The sequence below is a fragment of the Pseudoteredinibacter isoporae genome (assembly GCF_040372805.1).
Lineage (GTDB): Bacteria > Pseudomonadota > Gammaproteobacteria > Pseudomonadales > Cellvibrionaceae > Pseudoteredinibacter > Pseudoteredinibacter isoporae_A.
Genome location: NZ_BAABWJ010000002.1, coordinates 234,922 through 246,481 on the forward strand (window position 1 = coordinate 234,922; position 11,560 = coordinate 246,481).

Consider the following 11,560-nt stretch of genomic DNA (forward strand, 5'->3'; position numbering starts at 1 on the left):
TTCGCTACGCAGGTTTTTTTGTGCGCCATTATTTTTCCCTGTTCTTGAAAATGTCATAGGCATTAGTCGTGGCTGTGTTTAGATATGGCCTGGTCAATGGTTGATCACAAGAATCTGAGGGGGAAATCATAATGTTGAGCGATCCATTTCAAATACAACGTGAGCTTCGATATGGTGCGCCGGTGTGTGATGAAATACTGACAGGACGGTACTTCACGATTGGGTACTCCTGGTATTTCAGACAGGCGAAGTGGGTCTTGGAAATCATTAATCCAAACGCCCATTTTGAGTGGGAGGTGGAGAGGCGAGATAACTTTCGTGCTGATATTCGGGTTCCCAGAAGATTTCGTGGTGGCCTGAAGGCTTATAAAGGCAGCGGTTTTGATCGTGGCCACCTGGTGGCAAGCGCCAATCATGATGAGCGTGAAATACAAAACAGTGAAACATTTTTACTGTCGAATATGTCACCCCAAAAACCCGGTTTTAATCGTCAGATCTGGCGCCAACTGGAAATGGCCGTTAGAGAGTTGAACAATAAGAAGCATATTCTGGAAACCTATGTGTTAACTGCTCCAGTTTTTTATTTTGATCAGAAGATAGAAACGATCGGTGATGAGGATGAAAAGTACGGTATCGATATTCCCGTGCCCCATGCCTTCGTTAAAAGCATTTTGGCGGAAGATCATCGAGGACGGCTTAAGCTCTGGACCTTTGAAATGCAAAACAAGAAACTGACGGGCAATCTGGAGGACTATCTGGTCAGCACCTATGATGCCGAACAAAAGGTCGGAGGTCGCTTTTGGGATCGTGTTGCCGGAGGTGATTTACACAATCAAAAGCGTAAACCAGCCAAAATGTGGGATCTGGACTAGGGCAGTGGAGCTCGCAGAAACGGATGTCTCTTGCCAGCCGCACCTTGCTTCTGTGGAGGCAAGGTGGGGCAAACTCAATGCTGGACACAGAAGCGTTCGCTTATGAATGTTTTGCTTAATGTCGCCGCCTCTGGGAAAGCCTATTGTTAGTAGCCGTCTCCTCCTAAGGGTTGATGGAAGGTTGGACAAATGCGGGCAGAATGTTCTCGGCTATTTTTTGCAGATAGGCCGTATCGTTATCGTTGGCCGTGTGAACGATGATGAGATCGAGCTCCTCGATCAAGGTAATAAGCTGACCATTACCACCTTGAGCGGATACACTGTAGTAGCTTTGATGACCAAGCTTCAGGTCAGCGCTCCACCAGAAATATCCGTACCCCTGATTGGAAACATCTTGTCCACCGTAATGGACATCATCGTCGCCGGTGTAGAGGAGCCGGCTGCTGGCCTTATCGATAAACGCAGCAGGAATCAGCTGTTCACCATTCCATTGCCCATTATTCATAACCAGGGTTCCTATTTTGAGCATGTCACGCGAAGTCAAGCTTGAGCGCCAGCCAGATTCCGGCAGTCCGGTGATCCCATTGTTGAGCCAGCGGTAATGTGTGATTCCCATCTTTTCGAGAAATTCTTTTTGAATAAAGTCCTTGGCCGATCCGGGAACAACCGCTTCAATAACTTGCATGACAAATTCCGGACCAAAACCGTATTTAAAACGCTGAGACTCTGCCGTAATAGGGGTCGTGTTTTCGAACCAAGCTTGAACCAGTCCTTGGCCTTTTAACCGGGCCGGTTTTTTCTTGAGCGCTTTTTTCTGCTCTCGGCTTAAGCGAACGCCGGATTGCATAGTGAGCGCTTGGTTCAGAGTGATGTTTTCCACACCGTCTGCAAACTTTGTTGAGTCCAGATCTTTAAGAAAGCTAAGCAGTGGCTTATCTAAGTCCTCCATGGTTAGGTAGCCCAGCTGGATGGCACGGCCGAGCACCAAGCCGGTATGGCTCTTTGTCGCTGATGCCTGGTAGTGGGGGAGATTGACGCGACCCCGGTTATAGTACGATTCAAACAGGAGTTTACCTTTATGGGCGATAAGGAAACTGTCGTATGAACCGTGTTTGTGGTCGGCGATTTCCTGGGCAAACTGGAGAATCATTTTCTTATTACCACCATTCAGACCTAAGGTCCCAACGGGAATCCCGTCCTTTCTGTTGGCCGGTGTGGCATCGATAAAGGCTTTATCGAGGTAGGGAATTTCACTGTACATAAGGGGAATGGGAGTAGCCTCGATTTCTGGCGCATTGGCATGCCCGTTGGTACTTGCGAAAACAATGCCGCTGAGGCTAGTCAGTAGCACGGTGGCGATCAAACTCGTGGTTTTCAAGTTGATGGTCATGGGAATTTCCTTTGAGATGCTGAGTCTTGGTGTTCAGTTCGATCAAGTCCAGCGTATCCTGCGTTTGTTTGTAGGTGTATTGGACGTGTCAAAGATAGCGAGTCGAAAATTAAATACCTGACATTCTTCTTATTTTTGCCTGATTTTTACCTGACATTAGATGATTACCTGTATGTCTATGGCCATGCTTGATGCGATAAGGTGTGGGCGTGCGAGGCGAGGATTCAATAATGGCGTTTACATCAAACGTGAGTTTTTGCCGAGGTGCGTGATGTTTTTGCGTGCGTCATAGTTCCGACGTAGACTGGTGACGCCTCGGGCTGACTGTGATCAGGGGGCGCGAGGGTGCCATACACAGAGAAGGAAACCGATACTGATGTGGGAATATAAAATTATTGATTCTGAAAAAGCCGAGAAAGGCGGCTTCCTAAGCGGGCGCACGATACAGCAGGCCGAAGACTATTTGAATAAACTGGGGGCCGAGGGGTGGGAGATTATAGATCTCGATTTTCGTATGGATCCCACCATGCCCGGCGGCCCGACACATTTTCATGGTGTTGCCAAGCGCCCCAAATAAGGGGTGGGGTAAAGGACTGGAATAGGGGGAAGGTCAGGGCTAACTCGACACTGAACGCGCCTTTCGCATGATCGATATTGCTGAGTAATGCTTGATCACAAAAGGAGGAGATCAAATGAACCACCATGACTTTCTACGGAATGATCAGGTCAATGAACTGAGTTCCAAGCAAAGAAAACAAGAAAGAAAGGCTGCAACCGAGTTTGACGACCTGAATAACAAGCTCGAACGGCTCAATCTGTATGTTCTCGCGCTGGGCGAGTTGTTAGGTGATTTGGGGGTGAGTAAGGAAACGATCGAAAAGAAAATCGAGGAAATTGACCTTCGAGATGGTAAGCGGGACGGAAAGTTTTCCGAAGTGAGCATCTGTACGAACTGTCGGCGAAAAACAGCCGTCAGCCGACCTTACTGTATGTATTGTGGTGCATCGTTTTGAAGTGCTAGAGTCTGTCCGCTGCCTTTTCGGGCGTCGTAGCCGTGGTTTCGCAAACTAGGAGTCTATCATGTACAAGCTCTATTATTACCCCAATAACGCCAGTCTGGCTCCGCACTTTCTTCTCCATCATATGGGGCTGGATTATGAGTTGCTATTGGTTGATAAACAGTCAAATGCGCAGCAATCAGCGGAGTATTTAAGGCTGAACCCGGCTGGGCGTATTCCTACGTTGGTTGATCAAGGTCAGGCCATCTTTGAGAGTTCGGCCATTTGTGTTCATTTATGTGAATCACACCCTGAACACGAATTGATACCCCTCCTGGGTGATCCTTCGAGACCATTGTTTTTTCAGTGGTTGGCTTTTTTGAATAATACCTTGCAAGCCGAATTGATGGTCTATTACTACCCTCATCGGCATACCAATGATGAGAGCACTATTCCCAATGTGATCGCGGCGCAGGAGATGTGCATTGCCAAGGCTTTGTCGATTATCAACGATCAACTGGAACACCATCCCTATTTGTTGGGGGATCGATTGAGTGCCTGTGATTATTTTTTGTTTATGCTGGCGGAGTGGTCATTACCCATTGAGACCTCACCGCTGAGTTTTGAGCATCTTACGGCGTATCTAAAACGCATGAGCGCCAACCCCACCGTACGTGCAGTGTGTGAGATTGAGGGAATGGATATCAGCCCCTTTGCCGGGAATCCTTAGCCCCAAAGATAAGCCGCCCCAATGACCCCCGCCGAATCCCCTTGTTCAGCGGCGACAATGCGGTTCAAAATGTCATCGCTGAAGACATAGGAACTCAGTGCGTTGGGCAGTTGTTGATACAGGCTGTCGATTTTCGACAGCCCACCGCCGAGCACAATCACTTCCGGGTCGATGATATTAATCACCGTTGCCAGGGCTGCTGCCAGCATATAGGTGTAGTGTTCAAGAACCTGTTGAGCCTGGGGTTCCCCACGTTGGCTGGCGACAGCAATGTCTTGGGCAGGGCGTCGATGGATCTGTCCCGATAATTCCCAGTCGCTCTGGCTCAGGCCCGGCCCGCTCAACCAGGTTTCCACACAGTTTGTTTTTCCGCAGTAACAGGACCGTTCCGTGTTATAGGCTGAGAACGTTTGCATGTCCAGTGCCGTGTTGGGTGTCAGTGCGTCGAGGAAAAAGGGATTGTGCCCCCACTCGCCACAGATATGGTTGGGGCCTTGGAGCAATTGTTTGTTGATGACGAATCCACCGCCCACACCTGTGCCAAGAATAACGCCAAAGACACTGCCAGCCTCCTGGGCGGCGCCGCTGTGTGCCTCGGCAAGGGCAAAGCAGTCTGCGTCGTTGGCCAAGCGAACGGGGCGTTGAAGCGTTGTTTTCAAATCGTTGAGTAGTGTTTGACCATTCAGGCAGGTGCTGTTGCAGTTCTTCATTGTGCCATCCACGCTGGATGGCGAGCCGGGTGTGGCGATGCCCAGTGGGAGGCCGTCGAGCGTATGTCGGGATTCCACATTGCTGATCAGTTGATGAATGGTCTCCAACGTCCCTTGGTAATCTCCCTGAGGGGTTGGCAGGCGCTCTCTTTCGATGGTCTGGCCCTGGGCGTCGAGCAAAGCCACCTCAATTTTGGTTCCGCCCAGATCAACACCCAAACGCTGTTTGTTGGCCTTGTTCATGGATTGACTCTTTATTATCCGTGTTGCAGGGCATGGTATCCGGCAGCCGACTTTCTTGCCACCGCCGGAGCTGTTAAAATCCCGCCTTTTGAACGAAGTGATGGACGATTCCTATGGGCAGAGCCTTCCAAAACCGCAAAGAGTCGATGGCCAAAACATCGAACATGAAAGCCAAGGTTTACAGTAAGTATGGTCGTGAGATCTATGTGTGCGCTAAATCGGGTGGTGTCGATCCCGATGGTAATCTGGCTTTGCGCTCGATGATCGATCGTGCAAAAAAAGATCAGGTTCCCAGCCACGTTATTCAGAAGGCTCTGGATAAAGCGAAAGGCGGTGGCGGTGAAGACTATTCTCCAGCGCGTTATGAAGGCTTTGGGCCCAGCAATACCATGGTGATTGTTGAGTGCTTGACGGATAACCCCAACCGGACCTTTGGTGATGTACGTACCTGTTTTAACAAGGCCAAAGCGAAAATTGGTTCTCAGGGTACGGTAAGTCATATGTTCGACCACTCGGCTATTTTGGTTTTTGCCGGTGACGACGAAGAAGCGGTGCTGGAAGCGTTGATGATGGCCGATGTGGATGTTACCGACATCGAGTTGGATGAAGGCAAAGTAACGGTATTTGCTCCTCATACTGAGTCCCACAAAGCAAAACAGGCGTTGATTGAAACCTTTGGCGAAATTGAATTTGATCTTGATGAGATTCAATTTGTGCCTCAGACCACCACGCCCGTTGCGGCAGATGATCAGGAAAACTTCGATAAGTTGCTGGATATGTTGAACGATCTGGACGATGTTCAGCGGGTCTTTCACAACGCTGAATGATCGAGTGACCAGGCCGCTTAAAGCGGCCTTTTTTGTGCCTGGACACCTGGAAAGAGGGCACACTGCTTTCTACTATGGTTCTTTCCCTATGATCTTTTATGGTGTCCTTCATATTGCTTTCACACATCGATATTACCGTAAGCACTCAAGCTAACTAGGATGATGTCATGCGCGTTTCTATTTTCTCTTTGTGCCTTTCGTTTTTCAGTTTGTCCAGCCTGTTTTCAGTGGTGCTTGAGGCGTCGGTGAGTGATTCGTCATCTCCCGCAGTGATCATTGCCCATCGTGGTGCCAGTGGGTATTTGCCCGAGCACAGCCTGGCGGCGAAAGCCTTGGCCTATGGTATGGGCGCGGACTACATTGAGCAGGATATCGTCATGAGCAAGGACGATGCTTTGCTGGTGCTGCACGATCCTTTCCTGGATCGCGTGACTAATGTTGCGGCTGTGTACCCTGGGCGTGCTCGCAGTGATGGCCGTTACTATGCGATGGATTTCACTTTAGCGGAAATCAAACAGCTGGAGATGACCGAAATCTTTGAAGAGAAAAACGGCCAAGCGGTACAAAAATACCCGGCTCGTTTTCCTCTCGGACAATCGACGTTCAGGGTTTCTACTTTGTCCGAGGAGCTGGAACTCATCCAGGGCTTGAATCACAGTATGGGTAAACGTATAGGCATCTATCCAGAGATCAAAGCACCCGCATTGCACCGTGCAGCCGGCAAAGACATCAGTTTGGCTGTATTGAAAGAATTGAAAAAATTTGGCTATCTCAGCGCGCAAGACCAAGTGTATGTGCAGTGTTTTGATGCGAATGAATTGATGCGTATCGATCGCGAGTTAATGCCCAAGCTGGGAATGGACCTGAAGCTTGTTCAGCTAATTGCCATGACAGACTGGGGCGAGGGCATGAGTAACAATGCATTGGGGCTCAAGGTTGAACCCTATAACTACGATTGGATGTTGGCGCCAGGTGCGGCTGAAAAGATCGCCGATTATGCAGAAGGCATTGGGCCCTGGTTTCCAATGTTGCTGAATGCAGATACTGCTCAGGCGAATCATATGATACGAGAAGCTCATGCGGCCGGTTTGCAAGTGCACCCTTACACCTTCCGCGCAGACCCGGGGCAGGTACCGAAGGCCTTTAAGCATTTTGAAGACTTTGTGGCGTATTTTATTGGGACGTTAAAAGTCGACGGTGTGTTTACGGATTTTCCAGATCGAGCCAAAGTGGTCCGGGATCGATTGCTCGCCCAGCCGTTGTAAGCGCTATGGCTGGCTAATGGTTTTTTGCAGTAACTCGGTGAGCTGTTGTTTCTCTTCTTCACTGAGGTGCGCGAAAGTTTGCTGTTCGTGAGTGTTGGCCAAAGGAATGAGTTCCTCCATGAGTTGTCGGCCTTTCTCCGTGAGCGCGACATACACCAGACGGCGGTTGTCTTCATCTTTGCGTCGCTCAATCAGTTGATCATTGGCCAGACGATCCAGAGATTTGCTCACGGTGGGTTGGTTGAGTAAAACCATCTCAACCAATTCACCTACGGTGCGCTTGTCATCCCAGCAGCTGGCCAGAATCCGCCAGCTGCTTATCGGAATCTGGTATTGCTTCAGCCGCAGGTGAAAGCCGTTACTGGTGATGTGGCTGGCCTTGGCCAACAGGAAGCCGAGATAGTTTTGCGCAAACCCTTTGCTCATCAGACAACCGTGTTTTCCAAATGTCTGCGCAACTTGCCCAGAGTTTCGATCAGCATTTTTTCTTCATCGTTGCTGAGCACGCTGAACACATGGTCCACCCAATTCTCGTGATCGTTGACCATGCGTTGAAATTCTTCGCGGCCTTTGTCGGCCAGAAAAACATCGCTGATCCGACGATCTTCACGATTGGGTTTGCGGGTGATCAGCTGATCTTCTTCCATGCGGTCCAATAGGCGCGTGATATTCCCCTTGGAAGCCAGCAGGCTCTTGGCCAGCTTTGTGGTGCTCACGGTTTCTCCGTCCATGGCGTCCAGATTGGCCAGCACGTCGAAGCGGGTGAGGGAGCTTTTAAAGGTCTTGTCCAAATGACTGTTGGTCATTTGCTCCATGCGTTTAGAACACTTTAATAGTTGTAACCAAGCGCGCAGGGCGTTTTTGCTGTGACTGTCGTTGTATGGTTTTTCTTGTAGTACGTTATCCATGAATATGTCTTCATCTCAATTGCGGGTGCTTATCTGTGCACCATCCAGCTATTGTACCCCTGATCGCCTGTGTAAAAGAACCTTACATGGCATGTATTTGACTCAGATCGTAAAAACGTCCCGGAAAGCCGCCTAAAACCACGCCAAAATCGGGGTTTTGGAGCCGATTCTAGGATTCCTTACAAAGCCAGCCATTCAAATGGCAATGGGTCGGGATAGGCCCCGAAAAATTGTTTACAAGTTAAAGAATTACTCATAATATATATTTCAGCTAAGGCTGGCCTCTGTTGCCATGACGTACTTTGATATCCGCTGTGAATATAGGGCGTTAATCTCGCTTTATCGTCGTTGCGGTTGAAGTATGGACTTGCTGTGGCACAGTAGGGTTCTGTTGGCGGATGAGTGTTGAATGCACTGGGTCCGGTAAGCCTGAATCGAATGAATGATAAGAATAGCGAGAGGATTCCCTATGTCTGCGAATAGTCTGATGCAGTTAGCCGAGCAGTTGAGCTCCGGTGCCGTAAAAGTTGTCGATCTTACCCAGGTGCTGGGCCCTGATACGCCGGTGATTCAGTTGCCTGAGCCTTTTGCCAATTCTCCAGCGTTTAAGAGCGAAGTGATTTCCGAGTTCGATGACGGTGGTCCGGCCTGGTATTGGAATCAAATCAGCTGTGGTGAACATACGGGGACGCACTTTGATGCCCCGGGCCATTGGATCAGCGGTAAGGAATACACTGATGGCACCACCGATACAATTGATGTGAATAATCTGGTGGGCCCCGCCTGTGTGATGGATTTCAGCAAAGAGTCCGCTGACAACAACGATTTCCTGCTGGAGCCAGAACATATTCAAGCCTGGGAAGCCGAACACGGTGATATTGAAGCGGGTTCCTGGGTATTGATGCGCACCGATTGGTCCAAGCGTGAAGGGGCGGATTTCCTCAACGCCGACGAAAATGGCCCTCACACGCCAGGGCCTTCAGAAGCGGCCATTAAATACCTGTTGGAAGAGCGCAACATTATGGGTTGGGGAGTGGAGACCGTGGGCACTGATGCCGGAGCGGCCGGTGGTTTTGAAACGCCTTTCCCGGCGCATACTTTGATGCACGGTGCCAATAAGTACGGTTTAGCCAGTTTGAATAATTTGGATCAACTGCCCCCTAAGGGCGCCATTGTCATTGCGCCACCGCTGAAGATTGAAAATGGCTCGGGCAGTCCATTGCGTGTACTGGCGTTGGTTGAGTCCTAACGGACACCGTTTGATTCTGACGTCATAGCATTTTAGCCATCGCATGTGTGGTGGCTGTTTTCCTCTCGAATAGATAGGCGAGGCCTTAACTGTGCCTGGCTCAAGGTAGTTCCCATGGCCGAGCGGTCGTTTAAAAAAGAAGTTCAAATTCTACGCAAGGGTGCGGGTGAAGAACTCCATGTGGAGGGTATTCTCGGTGTCACCAAGGCGTTGCTGCAATCTGGTGTCGCCTATGTGGGTGGTTATCAGGGGTCTCCGATCTCTCATCTCATGGATGTGCTCAATGATGCCCAGGAGATTCTCGAAGAGCTGGATGTGCACTTTGAATCCAATGCCAGCGAAGCAACAGCGGCAGCAATGTTGGCCGCTTCGGTAAACTATCCATTGCGCGGTGCGGTTGCCTGGAAATCGACTGTGGGAACCAACGTTGCGTCCGATGCGCTGGCGAATCTGGCTTCCGGCGGTGTCAAAGGCGGCGCATTGGTGATCGTTGGTGAAGACTACGGTGAAGGCTCCAGCATTATGCAGGAGCGTTCCCATGCCTTCGCCATGAAGTCACAAATGTGGCTTTTGGATCCTCGCCCGAATTTGACGTCCATTACCGATTCTGTGGAATGGGGCTTCCAGTTATCAGAGGCCAGTAATACTCCGGTCATGCTAGAGTTGCGAATTCGTGCGTGCCATGTGCATGGTCGTTTTACCGCGAAGGACAATGTACGCCCGCCGCTCACTGTGAAAGAAGCGATGGAAAAACCGGAGCGTGATACCAGCCGAATTGTGTTGCCACCTTCTGTCTTTCTACATGAAAAAGAAAAGATTGAAGATCGCTTGCCAGCGGCGATCGATTTTATTAAAGCCAATCAACTGAACGAATTCTTTGAACCTCGCCGTGGTGGGAACGACAAGCTCGGGATTATCTTGCAGGGTGGTTTGTATAACACTCTGATTCGCGCTCTGAACATTCTTGGTTTAGCCGATGCGTTTGGTAACAGTGATATCCCCCTGTATTGCATGAACGTTACTTATCCCTATGTGGATGAGGAAATCATCGACTTTTGTCGTGGAAAAGATGCGGTATTGGTTGTGGAAGAAGGACAGCCGGACTATATCGAACAAGCCATCAATAAAATGCTGCGTAATGCGGAAGTGTCGACGCGCTTACACGGCAAGGGCATGTTGCCAGTTTACGGTGAGTATCAAGGCCAGCCCCTGAAAGAAGGGGTCGAGACGTTTATTCAGACTGAAGCGCCCCAGATGTTAGGCAATGCTGAGGTCGATGCCGCAAACGATCAGATCCACGCTGCCGACAATGTTGTCCAACGCTTTGACCCTACCGCCGCGGCCCAAAGTGTTATTGCAAACGCCACGGCGCAACCTGTCCCACAAGCCGATAATCTGATTCCCTTACAAGATCTGGATGATTTGGTGCCACCACGCCCGGCAGGATTTTGTGTGGGTTGCCCAGAGCGTCCGATTTTTTCGGCGATTAAGCAACTGCAGTTTGAAAAAGGTGAGTTCCATGTCAGTGCTGACATCGGCTGCCATCTGTTTTCCATTTTGCCGCCATTTAATCTGGGGAATACCACCATGGGGTATGGCCTGGGTGGCGCAGCTGGTTCGGCGTTTAATGTCGAAGGCGTGCGCCGCACCATTAATGTGATGGGGGATGGTGGCTTCTGGCACAATGGCTTGACCAGCAGTATTGGCAGCGCGGTTTTTAATGAAAACGATAATGTCTTTTTGATTGTTGATAACAATTATTCGGCGGCTACTGGCGGTCAGGATATTTTGTCTTCCAAGTTCTACGTAGACCACCGCAGTACCCAGAACCCAATTAAGAAAGCGGTTCAAGGTGTCGGCGCCAAGTGGGTCAGAGTTGTCGATACCTATGATGTTGAAACGGTTAAGGCGACGTTTAAGGAGGCGATGGAAACCTCCATCAAAGGTCCGAAAATTATTATCGCCCAGAACGAATGTATGCTGAACAAGCAGCGCCGGGTGAAGCCACAGACCCGTGCGGCAATCAAAGAAGGCAAGCGCGTGGTTCGGGAGCGGTTCTTTGTCGATGATGAAACTTGTACCGGTGATCACGCGTGCATTCGCTTGTCGGGTTGTCCGTCATTAACGGTGAAAGAAAATCCGAATCCATTAAAGTCCGATCCGGTCGCGTACGTGGACAATGACTGTCTGGGTTGTGGCTTGTGTGGTGCCAATGCGCACTCGGCGGTGTTGTGCCCATCCTTTGTGCGCGCCGAGGTGATTACCAATCCGAGCAAAATGGATAGCTTTTTACATCGCATTCGCCAAAAAGTGATCGGCTTTTTGCAAAATAGATTACAAGCCAAGTTAGATAAACACGCCTTTTAAT

Annotated in this window: 12 protein-coding genes; 8 read left to right on the top strand and 4 right to left on the bottom strand. The window is 49.9% G+C overall.

Annotated features, from left to right (window positions below; genetic code table 11):
* The first annotated feature begins 131 nt into the window (after positions 1–131).
* The gene (locus ABWW03_RS07450; protein WP_353407412.1) at positions 132–872 is read left to right on the top strand and encodes a DNA/RNA non-specific endonuclease; all 741 of its coding nucleotides are present in this window, start codon (positions 132–134) and stop codon (positions 870–872) included.
* 163 nt (positions 873–1,035) lie between these two features.
* Here the strand turns inward: ABWW03_RS07450 and ABWW03_RS07455 are convergent, their stop codons facing one another.
* Positions 1,036–2,262: a serine hydrolase domain-containing protein gene (locus ABWW03_RS07455; protein ID WP_353407413.1), complete on the bottom strand. Its 1,227-nt coding sequence runs from the start codon at positions 2,260–2,262 to the stop codon at positions 1,036–1,038.
* Between the two features lie 376 nt (positions 2,263–2,638).
* On the opposite strand from ABWW03_RS07455, the gene ABWW03_RS07460 reads away from it, so the two are divergent.
* The 3 genes from ABWW03_RS07460 (at position 2,639) to ABWW03_RS07470 (ending at position 3,990) form a co-directional block, all read left to right on the top strand.
* Complete coding sequence (locus tag ABWW03_RS07460; protein ID WP_353407414.1) at positions 2,639–2,839, top strand: DUF4177 domain-containing protein; 201 nt, start codon at positions 2,639–2,641, stop codon at positions 2,837–2,839.
* A 115-nt stretch (positions 2,840–2,954) separates the two neighbouring features.
* Positions 2,955–3,275, top strand: a complete 321-nt coding sequence (locus ABWW03_RS07465) for a hypothetical protein (RefSeq protein ID WP_353407415.1) — start codon at positions 2,955–2,957, stop codon at positions 3,273–3,275.
* Positions 3,276–3,342: 67 nt separating this feature from the next.
* Positions 3,343–3,990: a glutathione S-transferase family protein gene (locus ABWW03_RS07470; RefSeq protein ID WP_353407416.1), complete on the top strand. Its 648-nt coding sequence runs from the start codon at positions 3,343–3,345 to the stop codon at positions 3,988–3,990.
* Here ABWW03_RS07470 and ABWW03_RS07475 read toward each other — a convergent pair.
* Positions 3,987–4,943, bottom strand: a complete 957-nt coding sequence (locus ABWW03_RS07475) for an ROK family protein (protein ID WP_353407418.1) — start codon at positions 4,941–4,943, stop codon at positions 3,987–3,989. The two genes, ABWW03_RS07470 and ABWW03_RS07475, sit on opposite strands and share 4 nt — an antisense overlap.
* Positions 4,944–5,056: 113 nt before the next feature.
* Here ABWW03_RS07475 and ABWW03_RS07480 point away from each other — a divergent pair, with 113 nt between their 5' ends.
* Positions 5,057–5,770 (top strand): YebC/PmpR family DNA-binding transcriptional regulator, encoded by a 714-nt coding sequence (locus ABWW03_RS07480; RefSeq protein ID WP_353407419.1) that lies wholly within the window; start codon positions 5,057–5,059, stop codon positions 5,768–5,770.
* 167 nt (positions 5,771–5,937) lie between these two features.
* Positions 5,938–7,035, top strand: coding sequence for a glycerophosphodiester phosphodiesterase (glpQ, locus tag ABWW03_RS07485; protein WP_353407420.1), 1,098 nt, complete (start codon positions 5,938–5,940; stop codon positions 7,033–7,035).
* A gap of 3 nt (positions 7,036–7,038) precedes the next feature.
* Here the strand turns inward: glpQ and ABWW03_RS07490 are convergent, their stop codons facing one another.
* Entirely contained in the window at positions 7,039–7,461 is a 423-nt protein-coding gene (locus ABWW03_RS07490; protein ID WP_353407421.1) for a MarR family winged helix-turn-helix transcriptional regulator, read from the bottom strand.
* Positions 7,461–7,943 (bottom strand): MarR family winged helix-turn-helix transcriptional regulator, encoded by a 483-nt coding sequence (locus ABWW03_RS07495; protein ID WP_353407422.1) that lies wholly within the window; start codon positions 7,941–7,943, stop codon positions 7,461–7,463. Before ABWW03_RS07495 ends, ABWW03_RS07490 begins: the two co-directional genes overlap by 1 nt.
* A 469-nt stretch (positions 7,944–8,412) precedes the next feature.
* On the opposite strand from ABWW03_RS07495, the gene ABWW03_RS07500 reads away from it, so the two are divergent.
* The gene (locus ABWW03_RS07500; RefSeq protein WP_353407423.1) at positions 8,413–9,192 is read left to right on the top strand and encodes a cyclase family protein; all 780 of its coding nucleotides are present in this window, start codon (positions 8,413–8,415) and stop codon (positions 9,190–9,192) included.
* A gap of 114 nt (positions 9,193–9,306) precedes the next feature.
* The gene (locus tag ABWW03_RS07505) at positions 9,307–11,559 is read left to right on the top strand and encodes an indolepyruvate ferredoxin oxidoreductase subunit alpha (protein WP_353407424.1); all 2,253 of its coding nucleotides are present in this window, start codon (positions 9,307–9,309) and stop codon (positions 11,557–11,559) included.
* The last annotated feature ends 1 nt before the right edge of the window (position 11,560 follow it).